Source organism: Novosphingobium sp. Leaf2 (assembly GCF_001421325.1).
In the GTDB taxonomy this organism is placed as follows: domain Bacteria; phylum Pseudomonadota; class Alphaproteobacteria; order Sphingomonadales; family Sphingomonadaceae; genus Novosphingobium.
Map to the genome: position 1 here is coordinate 269,076 of NZ_LMJY01000001.1, position 18,444 is coordinate 287,519.

Annotated in this window: 20 protein-coding genes; 9 read left to right on the forward strand and 11 right to left on the reverse strand. The window is 64.2% G+C overall.

Features of this window, described 5'->3' with window-relative positions:
• Positions 1 to 6: 6 nt before the first annotated feature.
• Genes lptE through ASE49_RS01430 form a run of 3 tightly spaced genes read right to left on the reverse strand, consistent with a single transcriptional unit; the run spans position 7 to position 3,529 of the window.
• Positions 7 to 507, reverse strand: coding sequence for an LPS assembly lipoprotein LptE (gene lptE / locus ASE49_RS01420; protein WP_056767901.1), 501 nt, complete (start codon positions 505 to 507; stop codon positions 7 to 9).
• Positions 504 to 3,023 (reverse strand): leucine--tRNA ligase, encoded by a 2,520-nt coding sequence (gene leuS / locus ASE49_RS01425; protein WP_056767902.1) that lies wholly within the window; start codon positions 3,021 to 3,023, stop codon positions 504 to 506. The genes lptE and leuS overlap by 4 nt, the downstream gene beginning before the upstream one ends.
• A 41-nt stretch (positions 3,024 to 3,064) precedes the next feature.
• Positions 3,065 to 3,529, reverse strand: coding sequence for a DUF3576 domain-containing protein (locus tag ASE49_RS01430; RefSeq protein ID WP_082456244.1), 465 nt, complete (start codon positions 3,527 to 3,529; stop codon positions 3,065 to 3,067).
• 292 nt (positions 3,530 to 3,821) lie between these two features.
• Between ASE49_RS01430 and ASE49_RS01435 the strand changes: the two genes are divergently transcribed.
• Complete coding sequence (locus ASE49_RS01435; RefSeq protein ID WP_200921936.1) at positions 3,822 to 4,592, forward strand: hypothetical protein; 771 nt, start codon at positions 3,822 to 3,824, stop codon at positions 4,590 to 4,592.
• A gap of 137 nt (positions 4,593 to 4,729) precedes the next feature.
• On the forward strand, positions 4,730 to 5,452 hold the full coding sequence (gene phbB, locus ASE49_RS01440) for an acetoacetyl-CoA reductase (RefSeq protein WP_056767906.1): 723 nt from the start codon (positions 4,730 to 4,732) through the stop codon (positions 5,450 to 5,452).
• A gap of 72 nt (positions 5,453 to 5,524) precedes the next feature.
• Here phbB and ASE49_RS01445 read toward each other — a convergent pair whose 3' ends face one another.
• Both ASE49_RS01445 and ASE49_RS01450 read right to left on the reverse strand, forming a co-directional pair.
• Positions 5,525 to 6,199, reverse strand: a complete 675-nt coding sequence (locus ASE49_RS01445; protein WP_327195737.1) for a hypothetical protein — start codon at positions 6,197 to 6,199, stop codon at positions 5,525 to 5,527.
• Positions 6,196 to 7,191: a sterol desaturase family protein gene (locus tag ASE49_RS01450; RefSeq protein WP_056767909.1), complete on the reverse strand. Its 996-nt coding sequence runs from the start codon at positions 7,189 to 7,191 to the stop codon at positions 6,196 to 6,198. The genes ASE49_RS01445 and ASE49_RS01450 overlap by 4 nt, the downstream gene beginning before the upstream one ends.
• A gap of 115 nt (positions 7,192 to 7,306) precedes the next feature.
• On the opposite strand from ASE49_RS01450, the gene ASE49_RS17990 reads away from it, so the two are divergent.
• Positions 7,307 to 7,573: a hypothetical protein gene (locus tag ASE49_RS17990; protein ID WP_156370021.1), complete on the forward strand. Its 267-nt coding sequence runs from the start codon at positions 7,307 to 7,309 to the stop codon at positions 7,571 to 7,573.
• A gap of 19 nt (positions 7,574 to 7,592) precedes the next feature.
• On the opposite strand, the gene rpsI is transcribed toward ASE49_RS17990, so the two are convergent.
• From rpsI to ASE49_RS01465, 3 genes are all read right to left on the reverse strand, one after another.
• A complete protein-coding gene (gene rpsI, locus ASE49_RS01455) occupies positions 7,593 to 8,117 on the reverse strand; it encodes a 30S ribosomal protein S9 (protein ID WP_056767912.1) in 525 nt (174 codons plus the stop codon).
• Positions 8,117 to 8,596, reverse strand: a complete 480-nt coding sequence (gene rplM, locus ASE49_RS01460; protein ID WP_056767914.1) for a 50S ribosomal protein L13 — start codon at positions 8,594 to 8,596, stop codon at positions 8,117 to 8,119. Before rplM ends, rpsI begins: the two co-directional genes overlap by 1 nt.
• A 151-nt stretch (positions 8,597 to 8,747) precedes the next feature.
• Entirely contained in the window at positions 8,748 to 9,818 is a 1,071-nt protein-coding gene (locus ASE49_RS01465) for a COX15/CtaA family protein (protein WP_056767919.1), read from the reverse strand.
• A 144-nt stretch (positions 9,819 to 9,962) separates the two neighbouring features.
• Between ASE49_RS01465 and ASE49_RS01470 the strand changes: the two genes are divergently transcribed.
• From ASE49_RS01470 to ASE49_RS01480, 3 genes are all read left to right on the forward strand, one after another.
• Positions 9,963 to 10,334, forward strand: a complete 372-nt coding sequence (locus tag ASE49_RS01470; RefSeq protein WP_056767922.1) for a MerC domain-containing protein — start codon at positions 9,963 to 9,965, stop codon at positions 10,332 to 10,334.
• A gap of 63 nt (positions 10,335 to 10,397) precedes the next feature.
• Positions 10,398 to 10,610, forward strand: a complete 213-nt coding sequence (gene thiS / locus ASE49_RS01475) for a sulfur carrier protein ThiS (RefSeq protein WP_056767926.1) — start codon at positions 10,398 to 10,400, stop codon at positions 10,608 to 10,610.
• A gap of 52 nt (positions 10,611 to 10,662) precedes the next feature.
• The gene (locus ASE49_RS01480; RefSeq protein ID WP_056767929.1) at positions 10,663 to 11,460 is read left to right on the forward strand and encodes a bifunctional sulfur carrier protein/thiazole synthase protein; all 798 of its coding nucleotides are present in this window, start codon (positions 10,663 to 10,665) and stop codon (positions 11,458 to 11,460) included.
• 10 nt (positions 11,461 to 11,470) lie between these two features.
• Here the strand turns inward: ASE49_RS01480 and ASE49_RS01485 are convergent, their stop codons facing one another.
• The 3 genes from ASE49_RS01485 to ASE49_RS01495 form a co-directional block, all read right to left on the reverse strand.
• Positions 11,471 to 12,589, reverse strand: coding sequence for a zinc-binding metallopeptidase family protein (locus ASE49_RS01485; RefSeq protein WP_056767932.1), 1,119 nt, complete (start codon positions 12,587 to 12,589; stop codon positions 11,471 to 11,473).
• Between the two features lie 60 nt (positions 12,590 to 12,649).
• On the reverse strand, positions 12,650 to 14,479 hold the full coding sequence (locus ASE49_RS01490) for an AMP-dependent synthetase/ligase (protein ID WP_056768631.1): 1,830 nt from the start codon (positions 14,477 to 14,479) through the stop codon (positions 12,650 to 12,652).
• 72 nt (positions 14,480 to 14,551) lie between these two features.
• The gene (locus tag ASE49_RS01495) at positions 14,552 to 15,646 is read right to left on the reverse strand and encodes a quinone-dependent dihydroorotate dehydrogenase (RefSeq protein WP_056767936.1); all 1,095 of its coding nucleotides are present in this window, start codon (positions 15,644 to 15,646) and stop codon (positions 14,552 to 14,554) included.
• A 326-nt stretch (positions 15,647 to 15,972) separates the two neighbouring features.
• Here ASE49_RS01495 and ASE49_RS01500 point away from each other — a divergent pair, with 326 nt between their 5' ends.
• The 3 genes from ASE49_RS01500 to ASE49_RS01510 are packed head-to-tail and all read left to right on the forward strand — an operon-like array spanning position 15,973 to position 18,443.
• Complete coding sequence (locus ASE49_RS01500; protein ID WP_056767939.1) at positions 15,973 to 16,413, forward strand: SUF system Fe-S cluster assembly regulator; 441 nt, start codon at positions 15,973 to 15,975, stop codon at positions 16,411 to 16,413.
• A 1-nt stretch (position 16,414) separates the two neighbouring features.
• Complete coding sequence (sufB, locus tag ASE49_RS01505; protein WP_056767943.1) at positions 16,415 to 17,908, forward strand: Fe-S cluster assembly protein SufB; 1,494 nt, start codon at positions 16,415 to 16,417, stop codon at positions 17,906 to 17,908.
• 40 nt (positions 17,909 to 17,948) lie between these two features.
• Entirely contained in the window at positions 17,949 to 18,443 is a 495-nt protein-coding gene (locus ASE49_RS01510; RefSeq protein WP_056768632.1) for an endonuclease domain-containing protein, read from the forward strand.
• Position 18,444: the final 1 nt, after the last annotated feature.

The following is an 18,444-nucleotide window of genomic DNA, read 5'->3' on the forward strand; positions in this document are numbered from 1 at the left end:
CGGCCTTTACTGGCGGGTATTGCCGCGCAGGCGCAGGGCGATATTGGTGGTGATGCGGCTGGCCAGATCCTTCGCCATGTTTTCCAGCGCGGTCTGCTCGGCAGCGATGGTGGCATAGTCTGACGAGACGACATCGATGCCCGCATCGGTGCCGGCGGTTTCGTCCAGCACCACTGCTCCGCTGCCGATATCCACCAGCTGATAGCGGGCGCGCAGGGTGCGCCGTTCCCGGCCCACCGTATCGTCAGACAGGAGCGCGAAGCTTTCCAGCTTGTCATCCAGCCGGATGTCCAGCCGATAGCGTGGGGTCACGCCCTTCGCGCCGGACATGCCCAGCTCGTCCACCAGCGCATTGCGCACCAGCCAGCCGGCCTTGCCCTGGATCGCGGACACCTGAACCCCGGCGAGCCCTTGCGCCACGGCCGCATTGCCACCGCCCGCATACATCGGTTTCAGGCCGCAGCCCGCGAGCGCCAGCGCGCCAAGGAGAACTGCAAGCCCCTTCACGCGACGAGATTGACCAGACGATCGGGCACCACGATCACTTTGCGCACTTCAGCTCCATCCAGCGCACGCTGCACTTTCTCGCTGGCAAGGGCAAGCGCCTCAAGCGTTTCCCTGGAGGTGCCCTTGGCCACGATGAGCGTATCGCGCAGCTTGCCCTTGACCTGCACGGCCACGGTCACCTCGTCGTCCACCAGCAGCGCTGGGTCCACTTCGGGCCACGCAGCATCGGCGATGAGGCCGTCACCGATGGTCGCCCAAGCTTCCTCGGCCAGATGCGGCATCATCGGCGCGACCAGCAGCAGCACGGTGCGGATCGCGGCAGAGCGGCTGGCGGAGGGCGCGGCTTTCTCTGTCGCGGCGGTCAGTTCGTAGATGCGAGCTACCGCCTTGTTGAAGCCCAGCGCCTCGATATCGCGCGCGGCGGCGTCCACCGTCTGGTGCGCCTTGCGGTCCAGCGCCTTGTCCTCGCCGGTGGCGGCAGCGTCATACTGGCCGAACAGACGCCACAGCCGCTGGACGAAGCGCGCACAGCCCTCGATCCCGGCCTCGGACCATGGCAGGTCGCGTTCGGGCGGACTGTCTGACAGCATGAACCAGCGAATTGCGTCGGCGCCGTAGGTGGCCACGATCTCGTCGGGATCGACCACGTTCTTCTTCGACTTCGACATCTTGATCACGCGGCCCACTTCGACCGGTGCGCCGTCCGCCTTGAGCAGGGCCCCATCCGAAGCGCGCTCAATCTCGCCGGGCGTGAAATACACCGGCTGGCCGTTGGCGTCGTTGATGCGGAAATAGGTCTCGTGCGTCACCATGCCTTGCGTAAACAGGCTGGCGAACGGTTCGGTCACCTCGATCTTGCCGATCCGGGCCAGCGCGCGGGTCCAGAAGCGGGCGTAGAGCAAGTGCAGGATCGCATGCTCGATGCCGCCGATATACTGCTCCACCGGCAACCACTGCGCGATCTGCGCGGGGTCGAACGGACGGTCGCCGGGCTGGCTGGCGAAGCGCAGGAAGTACCACGAACTGTCCACGAACGTGTCGAGCGTGTCGGTCTCGCGCCGCGCGGGGTGGCCGCATTGCGGGCAATCCACGTGCTTCCAGGTGGGGTGCCGCGCCAGCGGATTGCCGGGCGTCGCGAAATCGACATCTTCGGGCAGCACCACCGGCAGCTGTTTCTTGGGCACCGGCACCACGCCGCATACTTCGCAGTGGATGAACGGGATCGGCGTGCCCCAATAGCGCTGGCGCGAAACGCCCCAGTCGCGCAGGCGCCACACCGTCTTGCCCTCGCCCCAGCCTTCGGCCTCGGCCCGGGCAATGACGTGGCGCTTGGCATCGGCCACGCTGAGCCCATCGAGGAAGCCGGAGTTGACCAGCACGCCGTCGCCCGCCTCGGCCTCGTCACCAAAGGGAGTGGCCGCGTCTTCAACGCTGGCGGCGACCACGCGCACGATCGGCAGGCCGTACTTGGTCGCGAATTCGAAATCGCGCTGGTCGTGGCCGGGCACCGCCATGATTGCGCCGGTGCCGTAATCCATCAGCACGAAATTGGCGATGTAGACCGGCAGGGCGTCGCCAGTGAAGGGATGGCGCGCGGTGATGCCGGTGTCGAAACCCAGCTTCTCCGCCGTTTCCATTTCCGCAGCCGTGGTGCCGCCCTGCTTGCACAGCGCGATGAAGTCTTCCACCTCGGGCCGGCCGACAGCAGCGGCCTGCGCAATCGGGTGATCGGCGGCAACCGCCACGAAGCTGGCGCCGAAGATCGTATCGGGGCGGGTGGTGTAAACGTCCACCGTGCCGCCGGTGGAAAGATCGAAACGGAACTGCAGGCCCTGGCTCTTGCCGATCCAGTTCTCCTGCATCGTGCGGACCTTTTCGGGCCACTTGTCGAGCGTGGAGAGCCCATCGAGCAGTTCGTCGGCAAAGTCGGTGATCTTGAGGAACCACTGGCTCAGCTTGCGCTTCTCGACCAGCGCGCCGGAGCGCCAGCCGCGCCCGTCGATCACCTGTTCGTTGGCCAGCACGGTGTGGTCCACCGGGTCCCAGTTGACCGCCGATTCCTTGCGATAGACCAGTCCGTGTTCGTAAAGGTCAAGGAACAGCGCCTGTTCGTGGCCGTAATATTCCGGCTCGCACGTGGCGATCTCGCGGCTCCAGTCCAGCGCGAAGCCCAGGCGCTTCAGCTGCGCCTTCATGTTGGCGATGTTTTCGCGTGTCCAGCCGCCGGGGTGGACGCCCTTTTCCATCGCCGCGTTTTCCGCCGGCATCCCGAACGCATCCCACCCCATCGGGTGCAGCACTTCGTGGCCGCGCATCCGCTTGTAGCGCGCCAGCACGTCGCCCATCGTGTAATTGCGTACGTGGCCGATGTGGATGCGGCCCGACGGGTACGGGAACATTTCCAGCACGTAGCTGCGTGGGCGGGTGGACGTATCGTCGGCGCGGAAGCATTGCGCTTCGTCCCACGCGGCTTGCCAGCGCGTGTCCGCCTGGGCGGGATCGAACCGCTCGGTCATGTCTTCAAGGTCTCCTGCGGGTGCACATGGCCCCGCGAAATTCAGCCGCCGATGGAATCGCGGCGCAGGTCACGGGCGCGGGTGAGAATGACGTCTTCCAGCTTCTGGACGGTGGCGGCCTGGACCGGCGCAGCCACCCAGCCGCCGCCCTGCTGCACCTGGCGCACGACGGTGACGCGCAGCGCATCGGCCCGAAGGTCCTGGTCGAGGATGGCGATCGACACCTTCACGCGCTCGGTCGGGCTTTTGGGGTTCACGTACCAGTCGGTGATGATCACGCCGCCTGCACTGTCGGACTGGAGCAGCGGCATGAACGAGATCGAATCGAGGCTGGCACGCCACAGGTAGCTGTTCACGCCGATCGTGGTGACCTGCGAGGGCGCCAGCGTGGCGCGCACCGGCTTTTTGCCGCCGCACCCGGCCAAAGCGAGGGCTGCCACCGCGCACAGTCCTGCAGTCGTCAGCGTGCGCACGGTAAGAAGGCCGGTATCGGTGCTGCCTGTCATATTCGTTCCCAGTCTTGCGTGTTCGCGGCCCAAAAGCCGAGCCGAGAGCCGGCAGCGCCGCACCCATCGTTAATCCGCCTCTATAACCGCCACGCCCGCAGCGGCAAGAGCGCCTTTTCGTCGCACCTGCCTAAAGCGGCGCGCGGCTGAGCGCCGGCTGAACCGGGGTATGCACGCGGGGTTGCCCGATAACGGCATTTCCAAGCCGGGTCAGTGCATGTTAAGGTGACTGCAGCGACAACACCATCTGCAGCGCGGCGTGGTTCGCGCCAGGGAATACAGGGCAATCGGCATGAACAGCAATGGGAGGACGGGCACTGTTGCCGCACCCCCCGGGGGCGGAATGAAGGCGGGGCTGCTGCTCGCCGGCTGCGTCACCTTGCTGGCTCTGCCTACCGCTGTGCTCGCATTCTCCACCACGTTTCGCAATGCTGCCCGCAATGCCGGGCAGATCGATTCGCTTGATCCAGAATCGCCGCCCGAATCGCTGTCGCAGGCAGTCGCGCTGCGCTCGCTGGTCAAGGACCAGGCGTTTCCCTTCACGCCGGCGGGCGCGCCCAGCCGGCTGGACCGGGCGGTGACGGTGGCGGTGCGTGTCGATCCCCAAGCCGCGCAGGCGATTATCGTGCGCGGCACCACACCCCTTGCCCAAACCGTGCCGGAAACCGGCAACCTGCGGATTTCCTCCACCGCGTTCAACCTGGGCGTCTCACGCGGGTATCAGAACTTTGCCCAGAACCTTGTGACGCCAACCCCCTCGCGGCCGATGGCGGAGGTGCCGGACCTCAAGAAATTCAACCTCGCGCCCAGCACCAGCAAGCCGGATGTCGCGCGCTTTTCGCCGCGCATTTCGGTGGACGAGAAGCGCTTGGCCGGGCGCGCGCCGCGCACGTTTGCGGCAGATGGCAGCGAAGTCGATCTGGGTGGCGCATATCGCGTGACCGACCACATCGATGTGACCGCCGGCCTGCGGTATTCGCAGGACCGCGAGCGGCTGGCGCCGTTGACCGACGGCAAGCAGGACAGCCAGGCAGTGTACGTAGGTACGCAGTTCAAGTTCTGAGCCCTGTCACGCCAACGTTGGTTTGCGCCGCGTCAACGTCTTGCGACAAATCACTTTATGTCACTGGTAGGCCTTGCCGCCATCATGTTCCTTGCATAGCCTTGGCTCCGGATGCTTAACGGTGAGAGGCTCAACATATGGCGCGCGTTGCGATTGTTACTGGTGGAACCCGCGGGATCGGTGAGGCCGTATCGCTGGCCTTGAAGGAGCGCGGCCACCTTGTGGTTGCGAATTATGCGGGCAACGATGAAAAGGCGCAGGCCTTCACGCAGCGCACCGGGATCTCCGCCTACAAATGGGACGTCGGCGATTTCGAAGCGACGCAGGAAAGCTGCGCGCGTATCGCCGCCGAAGTGGGGCCTATCGATATCGTCATCAACAATGCCGGCATCACCCGTGATGGTGTGCTGCACAAGATGAGTTTCGATGACTGGAACGATGTGATGCGCGTCAACCTCGGCGGCTGCTTCAACACCGCCAAGGCGACGTTCTCGGGCATGCGTGACCGCGGATGGGGTCGCATCGTCAACATCGGGTCGATCAATGGGCAGGCCGGCCAATACGGCCAGGTCAATTACGCCGCGGCCAAAAGCGGCATCCACGGCTTCACCAAAGCACTGGCGCAGGAAGGCGCGAAATACGGCGTTACCGTCAACGCCATCGCGCCCGGCTACATTGATACCGATATGGTCGCTGCCGTGCCACCGCCGGTGCTGGAGAAAATCGTCGCCAAGATCCCGGTCGGCCGCCTGGGCAACGCGTACGAGATCGCGCGTGGCTGCGCGTTCCTGTGTTCGGATAACGCCGGCTTCGTCACCGGATCGACGCTGAGCATCAACGGCGGTCAGCACATGTATTGATGCGCGGTGCGGCCATGAAGCGGGTAACGCCGCTCATGGCCGCAGCATCGCGTAACGGTCAAGGCCGATAGATCAGGCCTGCACGCCCCGCAGCCGCTTGCGGAAGAGCGCCTTCACCAGCCGGTCTTCCAGCACGCGTCCGACCACGTAGAGCGCGGCGAACATTGCGGCGAAGACGTAGGCGGCGGTGGGCGAATGCTTCTTGTCCTTGCCCTTGTCCGCGTCCTTCTTCGGCTTTTCCGGTTCGGGCGCGCCAAGCGCCTTGTCGATCGGGTTAAGCTGGATGGCGGTGTCTTTCTTGGCCTTCTTGCCCTCATCCTTGGCTTCGGCCGCCGGCTTTTCGAACTTGCCCACAGTGATGGTCAGTTGCGCGAAAGCCAGGAACAGCAGCGGCGCCAGGAAGCAGAACAGCAAGGCGCGGCTTATCAGGTGGTAGCGCAGCACGGGGCCTTGCGGGCTGTGGTCCACCCGCAGCACACCGCCATCGAAAATCGACATCTTGTCCTGCGCGGCGGGGTCTTTCTTGCTGAAGACCAGCATGTCTTGCGCCTGCTCGTGCGCCGTGCCGGGCTGGAAGAACACCGGGCGCAGCTTTTCGAAAGCCTCGTCGGCGGTTTGTCCGGAGGGTAGCGGCAAGCTGCCGCGCACGTGCCAGATCCAGTCGATCAGGCGCAGGTTGATGGGTCCGCGCTTGGCCGGCGTGGCCTGCCCCGCATCATACCGCATGGTGGACGCAGAGCCGCTCATTCCGCTGGCACCGCAGTTGCGGTGGCGCTTGCCGTGCGGCCATACCGCTCGCGCAGCGTCTTCCAGCCTTCGGTGAAGGGGTAGGTCATCTGCTCGCGGATCGACATGCGGCGACCGCCTTCCATGCCCAGCAGTTCAGCCTCGCCGTCGATGCATGTGCCGAACATGCGGTCGATGAAGATATAGGTGTTTGAGTAATTGCTGCGGGTGGCTTCGAAATCCTGTGAGTGGTGGACGCTGTGATGTTCGGTGGTGTTGAACAGGAAGCGCCACCAGCGTGGGGAATTGAACCGTACGTTGATGTGCTGATAGCTGCCGACCGCCAGCCCGATCGCACCCGCCAGCAGCGCAGCGCGCGGCAGGAAGTCGAAAAACCCGCCGACGCCCAGGCCGATCAGGAACAGCTCTACCGGATTGCCCACCGCGCCTTTGTTGATGTTCAGCTGGGTGATGTAGTGGTGGACGGAGTGCGGCAGCCACAGCGGGTACCAGTTGTGCATCCCGCGATGCATCCAATATTGCCCGAAATCGAAGATGAACGAGATCATGAACGCCTGCACGAGCAGCGGCATGCCGGTGAACCAGGTAAACTTTTCCGAATGGAAATAGTTCTGAATGCCTTCGATGATCGGGCCATCGCCGATATAGCCATCCACCATGCGCAGGATAGTGTACCCCAGCCCCACGTAGAACAGGTCGGTGACCAGTTCCTTCCACGTCAGGTTCCAGCTTTCATGGCGGGGAAAGGCCCACTCCATGATCAGCAGCAGCACCCTGAAGCCGATGCCGATGCCGATCGCGGTGGACGCCTTGGCGATGGAGTTGGGGGCATAGTACCAGAACGCGATCAGGCCGAACAGGACGGTGGGCTGGAACCAGGTAAAGAAGAACTGCTTGAACGGCCCGCCTTGCACACGGGGGATGTTCTCCCAACCCACGGTGACCGGGGACTGGGTGCCGATCATCCGGTTACCTACACGCACTCCGTTCATTGCCCACGCCTCGTAATACTTGACAGCCTGATTCAGTAATACTATTTGCAGGCATGGTAATACGTGGACTTAGTGCAGTCTATGGCCAAGACTTGACGATTGGCGGCCTCTGGGTTTGAACTTGATTGTCAGCGCCAAATGTTTTGGCTTGCAGCGCCCTGACGGGGATGCCGGCAACCGGCCAGATCATGCCCACGCCGGCAAGGCTCAGCGCTTGGCATTTTCCTACATCGGCAAACGCCGCTATGTTCGCATCGGCTCTTTGCAATCGTGGTCCATGGCGCATTTCAAACAGCACGTGCGCGCGTGTATTTCATCAACAAACCTGCACAAAGCAAAGAAAAAGGGCCGCGGTTGCCCGCGACCCTTTTTGGTAAACTGAAGGTACCTTGCGGCCCGTATCAGCGCTTCGAGAACTGGAAGCTGCGGCGTGCCTTGGCGCGGCCGTACTTCTTACGTTCGACGACGCGCGGATCGCGGGTCAGGAAGCCGGCAGCCTTGACGGCGGCGCGCAGGGCCGGCTCGTAGCGGGTCAGCGCCTGGGCGATACCGTGCTTCACAGCGCCGGCCTGACCTGACAGACCGCCGCCTTTGACGGTGGCGATCACGTCGTACTGGTCTTCGCGGCCAGCGACCTGGAACGTCTGGTTGATCACCAGGCGCAGGGTCGGACGGGCGAAGTACACTTCCTGGTCACGGCCATTGACGATGATCTTGCCCGAGCCGGGCTTGATCCAGACGCGGGCTACGGCGTCCTTGCGGCGACCGGTTGCATACGCGCGGCCCTGGGCGTCGATCTGCTGCTCGCGCAGCGGCATCGTCGACACGCGCGGGGTGACGGCAGCGGTTTCGTTGTCAGCAACGGTGACGTCGCCGGTGATGTCCTTGAGGTCGGACAGGCTCTGAACGGTTTCGTTGTCGGACATTACGCGCCCACCTTGTTCTTGCGGTTCATGGAAGCGACGTCGAGCGCTTCGGGCTGGGTACCACCATGAGGATGCTCGGTGCCGGCATACAGGTGCAGGGCACGCATCTGGTCACGGCCAAGCGGGCCGCGCGGGATCATGCGCTCAACCGCCTTTTCAAGCACGCGCTCCGGGAAACGGCCGGCCAGAACCTTGTCTGCGGTGACTTCCTTGATGCCGCCGGCATAACCGGTGTGCTTGTAATAGGTCTGCTGCTTGAGCTTGTTGCCCGTGAAGCGCACCTTTTCCGCGTTGATCACGACGACATGGTCACCGCAATCGACATGGGGGGTGAAGCTGGGCTTGTGCTTGCCGCGCAGCAGGTCGGCGATGATGACGGCGAGGCGGCCGACAACAAGCCCTTCGGCATCGATTAGATGCCACTTCTTTTCCACCTCGGCCGGCTTGATCGACCGGGTGACCTTCGTGAGCGCCTTCATGGCTGGTCTATCCCTATAAATTCGTGCGCCACCCGTGAGAGGAATCCCCGAGCAGCGCGGAAGCGGCCAAATCGTCGAAACGGCCTGCAAAGTCAAGCAATCCGCGGCATTTCAGAGAGGTAAAATAATACCGCTGCGATTCACGCCGGTGTCAACCGCGCCGGCCCAGGGTGTGCGCGCCCCACGCGGTCGCGGCCACCAGCAGCGCCCCGCACAGCTGGTGCGCCACCGCGATCCACAGCGTCACCCCCGACCACACGGTAAAGATGCCCAGCAGCACTTGCGTGCCGACCGCGATGTGCGCCGCCATGGAGACGTTGCGGTGGCCCATGGCGCGCAGCTTGCGGCCCATCACCACCAGCGCGGCGACCACCGCCCATGCCCACCAGCGATGCACGAAATGGGTGAGGTACGGGTCATTCACCAGCGCATGCAGCGGCCCGCGTGACCAGTCCACCCCGTCAGGGAAGGCGCTGCCTTGCATCAGCGGCCAGGCATCCCAGCGCAGCCAGCCGGCGCCGGCGACATAGCCCGCGCGCAGGCCCGCAACCATCGCGCCCATGAACAGCTGCACCGCCAGCATCGCCAGCACTACCGTGCCAAAGCCGGTAAGCCGCGATCGCGCCGCGCCGCGTTGCAGCGCTTTGAGGTCCAGCGCGGTCCAGACCAACCCGCCCAGCGTGAACAGCGCCGTGAGCAAGTGCGCGGCCAGGCGGAAGTGGCTCACCCGGTCCATCGCCTGCGCGCTGAGCCCGGAGGACACCATCCACCAGCCAACCACCCCTTGCAGCGCGCCCAGCGCGAGCAGGGCCAGCAAGCGCGGCTTGTAGCCGCCAGGGATGGTCCGTTTGAACCAGAACCACGCCAGCGGCACCGCGAAAGCCAAGCCGATCACGCGCCCGAGCAGCCGGTGCACCCACTCCCAAAAGAAGATGAACTTGTATTGCGCCAAGGTCATGCCGGCAGGGCCGTTGACGTCGAGATACTGGGGGATCTGCTTGTAACGGGCAAATTCGGCCTGCCACTGCGCGTCCGTCAGCGGCGGGATCACGCCGGTAATGGGTTTCCATTGGGTGATCGACAGGCCGGACTCGGTCAGCCTGGTAATGCCCCCCACCGCCACCATCAGCACCACCAGCACGGCCACGCTCAGCAGCCAGCGGATCATGGGCGCGATGTCGTCGCTGGTGCCGATGATCGGACGGCCGTCGTTCACTCTCATGCTGACGTTTCTCTCCTGATGCCGCTCACCAGTGCGGCGTAGCGATGGTTTTCGCAACCCTCTAGCGTCGCAAAGCGCCCGCCACCAGCAACGCTGCGGCAAAGGGTCTTGAATGATGTTACAACATCACATAGATACCTTGGTATGCAAGCAGCCTTCCTTTCGATTCGTGATCGCCTTGACCGCGCCGGGATCATCCTGAGCGGCCTTTGCGCCGTGCACTGCATCCTGGGCGTCGTTCTGGTGGGCGTTCTGGGGCTGGGCGGAGAGGCGCTGCTGTCGCCCGCTATCCATCGCGTCGGGCTGGGCTTGGCGCTTGGCGTCGGCCTTCTGTCGCTGGGCCTCGGTGTGCGCCGTCATGGCCGGATCGCGCCGCTTATCATCGGCGGGGCGGGGTTGTCGCTTATGGCCGGGGCCTTGCTGGTGGGCCATGGAACGCCCGAAGCCGTGCTGACGATCATGGGCGTGAGCCTGGTGGCGCTGGGCCATATCCGGAACGTGCACGCCGCACACTGAACATGCGTCAGCCATCACGCCGGGATACCTTGCGCTCCCTGCGCTGAACGCTATCTGCGGCTGATGACTGCGCAACTTCTGCTTACCGTCAACGGCGAACCACGCCGCATCGCGCCCGGATCGAGCATTGCCGATCTGGTGACGGGGCTGGGCCTCGACCCGCAAAAGGTGGCGGTGGAGCGCAACGGCGAAATCGCCCCGCGTTCCCAGCTTGCCCACACCATTTTGGACAGTGGCGATACCTTGGAGATCGTGCACTTCGTGGGCGGTGGATGATTTTGCCGCGTTCCAGCCCTGATCGTTTACGCTCCCCGAAAGGACGCGAACTGTGACCGAGAACCCGACTACCCTTGCCACGCCCGACACTTGGACAGTGGCCGGGCGCACGTTCACCTCCCGGCTGATCGTGGGAACGGGCAAGTACAAGGACTTCGCCCAGAATGCGGCGGCGCTGGAGGCATCCGGCGCTGAAATCGTGACCGTTGCCGTTCGGCGGGTCAACGTCTCCGACCCAAACGCGCCGATGCTCACCGATTTCATCGATCCGCGCCAGGTGACCTATCTGCCCAACACCGCCGGGTGCTTCAACGCCGAGGACGCGATCCGCACCCTGCGTCTGGCGCGCGAGGCTGGTGGCTGGGATCTGGTGAAGCTGGAAGTGCTGGGCGAAGCGCGCACGCTTTACCCAGACATGCGCGAAACCCTGAAGGCGACCGAGATCCTTGCGCGCGAGGGCTTCCTGCCGATGGTCTACTGCGTCGATGATCCCATTGCCGCCAAACAGCTGGAAGACGCAGGCGCGGTGGCGATCATGCCGCTAGGCGCGCCGATCGGTTCCGGGCTTGGCATCCAGAACCGGGTGACGATCCGCCTCATCGTGGAAGGTGCCAAGGTGCCGGTGCTGGTGGATGCGGGCGTGGGTACCGCGTCAGACGCAGCCGTGGCCATGGAACTGGGATGTGACGGGGTATTGATGAACACTGCCATTGCCGAAGCGAAAGACCCGATCCGCATGGCCCGGGCGATGCGTCTGGCGGTGGAAGCGGGCCGGCACGCGTACCTTTCGGGCCGCATGGCGACGCGCCGGTATGCCGATCCGTCCAGCCCCCTGGCCGGACTGATCTGATCGCGCCCGCTTAGGCGGCGACCGCATGGGGTTCAGGTTCGGGGGCGGACCGGGCGTTGCGGGCCGTGGTGACCATTTGCTGCACGAAGGCGATCTTGGTTACGACGGCGTTCGATAGGCGGAACGGATAGAGATCCGGCTGGCCCATGGACCGGTTGATGGCGTTCATGGCGAACGCCAGTGGCCCCATTGCGTCGGCCAGAGCCCGGGCGTCGGCGGTGTAGGGATCGAAGGCGGAATGTTCCGCAAGCCCTTCATCCTGGCCCGGCATCGTCGCCAGTGACAAATCGAAGCCGCCGGCCGTGGCCAGCACGTCCACCATGTGCAGATAATGCGCGAAAGTTTCGGCGAAATCCTCCCACGGGTGCATGGTGGCGTAATAGCTGACGAAATCGTCGGTCCAGATCTTGGACCCATCGTCGGAATAGTGGGACTGCAGGGCCTGCTGGTAATCCTCGCGCTCGTCACCGAAGACCGCGCGGAACGCGTCCAGCTGGGCGGGATCGTTTTCGATCAGCCGAGACCAGTAGTGATGGCCCACTTCGTGCCGGAAATGCCCCAGCAGCGTGCGGTAGGGTTCGCGCATGGCCAGGCGGATGCGTTCGCGCTGCGCATCGTCCGCCTCGATCAGGTTGAGCGTGATGATCCCGCCATCGTGGCCGGTGTAAATCTTGGGATTGCCGTCTTGCTCAGCCTGCGCATCATACAGAAAGTCGAATGCCAGGCCCTGCACGCCAGCGCCTTCCTGCGCCTTGGTCTCACGCGGGAGGCCCAGCCGGATGAGGGAGTAGAACAGCCGGCGCTTGGCCGCTTCGATCTTGGCCCAGCGCACCGGTACCGACGGCTCGGACAAGTCGGGGATGGTGCGGTTATGGCGGCAGGCCTGGCACAACGGCGTGGCACTGGCAGCGTCCACCAGCCAGTTGCAGATCTGGAAGTCGTTATTGTTGGCGCACACCACCACATCGGCGGTGTGGCCCGCGCGGTCCCGCCATACGGTGGCTGCATCGGCCAGGAAGCGGAACGCATCGATGGCGGGATCGAAGCCGACGGTGGCGTTGCAGCCGGGACAGACCCGGACCTCGAAATGGTTCAGGCGGCTGCAATTGGGGCAAGGAAACGCACGCATCGGGTATTGGCTTTCTATGACTTTGGCCAATGAACGCCGCAGTTGCGTGCGCGTTTCCGATCATGCGCGATACAAAGCGTCCAGCCTGGCGCCGTAACGCTCTTTCAGCTTGTGCCGGCGCACTTTCAGGCTGGGTGTCATTTCCTCATTGTCGATCGAGAACGGCTCCTCGGCAAAGGCGAACTGGCGGACCTTCTCAGTGACGGAAAGGTCGGCGTTGACCCGGTCGATTGCGGTGCGAAGGGCGGTGCGAAAGGCGGGAAGATCCTGCAGTTTGCGAAAGTCGAAAACCTCGCCGTTGTCCCGCGTCCATTGCAAAGCCCAATCGGCATCCGGCACGATTAGCCCGACCACGTAAGGCCTGCGATCCCCGGAAACCATGGCTTGCGCGATCTCCGGCTGCAGGGTGAGCATCGATTCGATCTTCTGGGGCGAGACGTTGTCGCCCTTGTCGTTCACGATCATGTCCTTCTTGCGGTCGGTGATCGCGATGCGCCCCTGGCTGTCGATATGGCCGATGTCTCCGGTGTGCAGCCAGCCATCTTTCAGCACGTTGGCGGTTGCCGCCTCGTTCTGCCAATAGCCGTTCATCACCAGTTCGCCGCGCACCAGGATTTCGCCGTCAGCGGCGATGCGCACCTCCACCCCGCGCAGGGGTGGGCCGACCGTTTCGAATTTCACGCCGGCAGCCGGGCGATTGCAACTTATGATAGGACCGGCCTCGGTCTGCCCATAACCCTGCAGCAGCGTGAGCCCCATCGCCTCGAAGAATACGCCGATCTCCGGGTTTAGCGGCGCGCCGCCCGAAACCAGCGCTTTCATCCGGCCTCCGAACCGCGCGCGGACCTTTGGCCGCAAGGTGCGCTCAATCAGCAGGTTGAGCGGATAGTCGATCAGGCGCCGCTTGCCGGCCTGGCTGCGCTGGCCGCCGCCGATCGCCCATTCCATCAGCCGGGCGGGGATCGCACCCTGTTTTTCCACCTGCTTCATGATGCGCGTGCGCAGCACTTCGAACAGGCGCGGGACGACCACCATCACGGTGGGCCGCACCTCCTCGATATTGGCGGCAAGCTTGTCCAAGCCTTCAGAATAGTAGATCTCCCCGCCAAGGCCGATGGGCAGCCACTGGCCGCCGGTGTGCTCGTAAGCATGGCTGAGCGGCAGGAAGGACAGGAATATCTCGCGCTTGCCATCCCCGGCTGGTCCGCCCTTGTCCCACCCGAAATCCTCAGCGATGATTTGCGCGGCGCCCGCCACATTGGACAGCAGCATGCCGTGATGCTGGCGCACCCCGCGCGGCGCGCCGCCGGTGCCGCTGGTGTAGATGATGCAGGCCAGGTCCTGCCGGCCGATCGCGGCGATGCGGCGTTCCATCCCTGCGCGCGCGTTCCCGGCATCGCCGCGTAGCAGGTCGTCCCACACATGCGTCTCGAAGGCGCCGCCCTGCATCGGGGCCAGCGGCTCCATGCCGATGACGTGCTTGCACAGGTCCGTCTGGACGATGGCGGGCAGCAGCACCCGGCCCAGCTTTGCGGTGGAGACGATGGCCGCGCGCGCGCCGGAATTTTCAAGGATGTGGATATGATCGCGGGTGGTGTTGGTGGTGTAGGTCGGCACGGTCACGCAGCCTGCCGCCATGATCGCAAGGTCGGCCAGGCACCATTCAGGCCGGTTTTCAGACACGATCAGCACCCGGTCGCCTGGCTTGAGACCCAGCTGAAGCAGGGACTGCGCAATCAGCGCAACTTGGCGCGCAGCCTCCGCCCAACTGACCGCCTGCCACTGGTCGCTGCGCTTGACCCGCAACATGGGCGCGTCGCCCAGGTGTGCGGCGCGTTGCAGGAACAGCGCCACGATGTTCGGGCTCCGGTCGAAATCCGCCAGCTCCATGACCGCCCCCATATCCTCTTCCAACTCCTCTGCTTGGCAAACGCCCGGTCCACCAGCCGGTTGCAGCGATGCTCAGCCCGTGCCCACGGCTTGCGCTATCGAGGAAAAGCCATCGCGCGCCATGCGCGCCGCCAATCCCTTGCAGATGGACCTGGCGATCCCCGGGCCTCCATATACCATCGCGCTGTAAAGCTGGATGACACTGGCCCCGGCGCGGATGCGGGCCCAGGCATCGTCTGCATTGGCGATGCCGCCCACGCCCACAAGCGGCACGGCGCCGCCCGTGGCGGTGCGAAAATCCCGCAGCCGTTGCTGGGCCAGATCGCGCAAGGGTGCGCCGGACAGGCCCCCCGTTTCGCCGGCATGGGCCGAGGCCAGGGCGGGGCGCGAAATGGTGGTGTTGGATACGATGAGCGCGCCCAGCCGCTGGTCGATGGCAATGCGCGCAATGGCATCAATGTCCGCCAGCTCCAGATCGGGCGCCACCTTGAGGAAGATCGGCGGCCCGACTTTCCCGCACACGGCATCGCGCGCCTCCGTCACGGCGTCAAGCAAGCCGATCAGCGCCGATTCGTCCTGCAATGCGCGCAGTCCCGGCGTATTGGGGCTGGAGATGTTGACCGCCAGATAGCTCGCCAGCGGGGCCATGCGCCGGGTCATGATCGCATAATCAGCAACGCGATCGGACGAATCCTTGTTCGCGCCGATGTTGATCCCCACCACCCCGCCGCGTGCCTTGCGCTGGCTGAGCCGGGCGAACGCGGCATCCGCCCCGCCGTTGTTGAAGCCCATCCGGTTGATGACCGCGCGGTCCTCCACCAACCGGAACAGGCGCGGTTTCGGGTTGCCGGCCTGAGGCAGCGGCGTGATCGATCCCACTTCCACAAAGCCGAAGCCCAGCCCCAGCAAGGCATCGGGCACCTCGCCGTCCTTGTCGAACCCGGCGGCCATGCCAACGGGATTGGGAAACGCCAAGCCGGCAACGCTCGTGGCCAGCATGGGGAACGGCGCGGGCGTGAGCCAGGGCGAGCGCCTCAGCGCCTGCAGCGCCAGGCCATGGGCGCGCTCGGCGTCGATTCGGAACAGGGCGGGCTTGAGCAGGGAATATAGCACGGGGGGGGCATACCCACGCGCACGGCGCGGCTCAAACCTTCTTTCCTGCTGCATCTGCGAAATGAAATTGCGAATTCTACGCAAAGCTACGAGGATGGTGTCGCGTTTATACAATGAATCGCACGATCAGAGGCATAGACAGGCGCTGCGACCCGAAGGGCTTGCAGCTTCGCGCTCAAGTTCTTTATTACCTTTAAAGGCGGTTTCCGGCTTGGCTGGAGATCGCCTTTTTTTCGTCTGCGACCATCCGGGGTGGTCGGAGGTTGGCACAAGGGCATTGAAACCGGCTAAAACTTCCCCTAGATGAAATCGGAATTATTTGATCCGATTTAGCGCCCAGTTGAGTCGGCGATATAGCAACAAGGTTCGCGAGCCCCGCAATGCGCCTTTCCAGCATGGCAGATTATGCCGTCATCGTCATGTCGGCGGCGGCGCGGCATTGCGGCACCTGTTCGCTGATCGAAAGCGCGGGCGGGCGCCGAGCGCGGATATCCGCAGCCCAGCTCGCCGCCGAAACCGGTTTGCCTACGCCTACCGTGCAAAAACTGGTGAGCAAGCTGACGGCGGCAGGCCTGATGCGCACCTCGCGCGGCGTTGGTGGCGGCTTGCGGCTGGCACGCCCCCCGTCGGCCATTTCGCTGGCCGATATCGTTGAGGCGGTCGATGGGCCCATTGCTCTGACCACCTGCATGGACCGGGTGAAAAGTGACTGCACGCTGGAGCAAAGCTGCCACGTGAAAAGCCACTGGCCGCAAGTGAACGCCGCCGTGCGCGGTGCGCTCGCCCAGGTTGCGCTGACCCAGCTCGTCGAGGAAGTGTGAGATGACCCAGGAAACCTTGCCCATCGCCCCCGAGCGCGATCAGGCTGCGCGTGACGCTGCCGCCCGCGCGGCGGACTACGAACACGGCTGGTCGTCCGATATCGAGCAGGAATACGGCCCCAAGGGCCTGTCCGAAGATACCGTGCGGTTCATTTCGGCCAAGAAGAACGAGCCCGAATGGATGCTGGAGTGGCGGCTGAAAGCATATGCTCGCTGGCTGGAGATGACCCCGCCGGACTGGGCGAAGCTGAACGTGCCGCCGATCGATTATCAGGATTCGTATTACTGGGCCGCGCCAAAGAAGAAGGATACGCTCGCCAGCCTGGACGAGGTCGATCCCGAGATCCTGCGCGTCTACGAAAAGCTGGGCATTCCGCTGGAGGAGCAGAAAGTGCTCGCCGGCGTGGAGGGCGCGCGCCGGGTGGCGGTGGACGCGGTGTTCGATTCGGTCTCCGTCGCCACCACCTTCCGCAAGGAACTGGAGCAGGCGGGCGTCATCTTCCGGTCGATCTCCGAAGCGATCCGCGAATTTCCCGAGCTTGTCCGCAAGTGGCTGGGCAAAGTCGTGCCGATGAACGACAATTACTTCGCCACCCTGAACTGCGCGGTCTTTTCGGACGGGACCTTCGTCTACATCCCCGAAGGCGTGCGCTGCCCCATGGAACTGAGCACGTATTTCCGCATCAACGCGGAGAATACCGGCCAGTTCGAGCGCACCCTGATCGTGGCCGAAAAGGGCAGCTACGTGTCCTATCTGGAAGGCTGCACCGCCCCGATGCGCGACGAAAACCAGCTGCATGCGGCGGTGGTGGAACTGGTCGCGATGGACGATGCGGAGATCAAGTATTCCACCGTCCAGAACTGGTATCCCGGCGATGCTTCCGGCAAGGGCGGCATCTACAACTTCGTGACCAAGCGCGGGCTGTGCCAAGGCGCGCGCAGCAAGATTTCCTGGACCCAGGTCGAAACCGGATCAGCCGTCACGTGGAAGTATCCCAGCTGCGTCCTCAACGGCGAGGATTCGGTAGGTGAATTCTACTCCGTGGCGGTCACCAACAATTACCAGCAGGCCGATACCGGGACCAAGATGATCCACAACGGCAAGGGCAGCCGGTCCACGATCATCTCCAAGGGCATCAGCGCCGGCAAGTCCAACAACACCTATCGCGGGCTGGTGCGCGTGGCCGCCAATGCGGACGGCGTGCGCAATTTCACCCAGTGCGATTCGCTGCTGCTGGGCAAGGACTGCGGCGCGCATACCGTGCCCTACATCGAAGTGCGCAACCCCAGTGCCCAGATCGAGCATGAAGCCACCACCAGCAAGATCAGCGACGACCAGCTGTTCTACGCGATGCAGCGCGGCCTCGATACCGAAAGCGCGGTGGCGCTGATCGTCAACGGCTTTGCCAAGGAAGTGCTGCAGCAGTTGCCGATGGAATTCGCGGTAGAAGCGCAGAAGCTTCTGGGCATCAGCCTGGAAGGGAGCGTGGGGTGAACCCTGCATGCCGACTATGAATGATGAAGGACAAGCATCCATGACCGCCGCTCGCAAGACACTCGGCGTCAGCCTCGCGGCGGGCACGCCCAAGGCGGACGCCAAGGCCAGCTTTGCCGTAACTGGCGCGCGGCTGGAGACGCTGAAGGAACGCGCGCGCGATCAGCGCCGCAACCCGACCGAGGCGCAGAAAGCCTTGTGGGCGCAGCTGTCCGGCTCGAAGCTGGGCGGGGTCAAGTTCATCCGCCAGTCCGTTGTCGGCTCGGCGATCGTCGATTTCGCCTGCCCGTCGCGCTGGATCGTAATTCAGTTGAGCGCCGAGGATTCCAACCCCGACGTGAACGAGCTGCAGGACCGCAAGCTGACCGAAGTGGGCATCCGCGTGCTGCGCTTTTCAGAGGATGAGGTGACCGGCAACGTCACCAGCGTGGTGCGCGAAATCGAAACCGAACTTGCCGTGCCGTTCGACAAGCGCAGCGCCCGCCGCAAGGCTGGAACGCGCCCTGCCAGCGCCTTTATGAGCGACGAGGGATAAA